The 431-nt window shown below is 65.0% G+C and carries 1 protein-coding gene; it reads right to left on the bottom strand.

The window, feature by feature from the left end; translation table 11 throughout:
* Nucleotides 1–431: IS256 family transposase (locus tag AC5WS8_RS39385; RefSeq protein WP_496108275.1), on the bottom strand; the 431-nt coding region annotated here is incomplete at both ends.

The following is a 431-nucleotide window of genomic DNA, read 5'->3' as shown; positions in this document are numbered from 1 at the left end:
TTGCTCGGTCGCGGCGGCCTCGCTCGGCGCGGTGTAAACGGGCTTGAGATCCTTGGCGACCTTGTCCCAGTCCTGGCGAGCGCAGTAGCGGATGCTGTTGCGAATCAAGTGAACGATGCACGTCTGGACGACAGTTCGGGGCCAGACCGTCTCGACCGCGTCGGGCAGTCCCTTCAGTCCGTCACAGACGAGCATGAGGACATCCTCGACACCGCGGTTCTTCAGCTCGGTGAAGACCTGGAGCCAGTGCTTGGCACCCTCGCCGCCGTCGCCGGCCCAGATCCCGAGGATGTCGCGGGTGCCCTCGACGGTGACGGCCATGGCCACGTAGATAGGGCGGTTGGCGACCTTGCCATCGCGGATCTTCACGTTGATGGCGTCCACGAAGACGACGGGGTAGACGCGATCGAGCGGGCGGGCTTGCCATTCGA

It is taken from the genome of Streptomyces sp. PTL18, from assembly GCF_059510295.1.
Note: the sequence above shows the minus strand (reverse complement) of the source record. Positions and strands in the feature narration are given on the sequence as shown.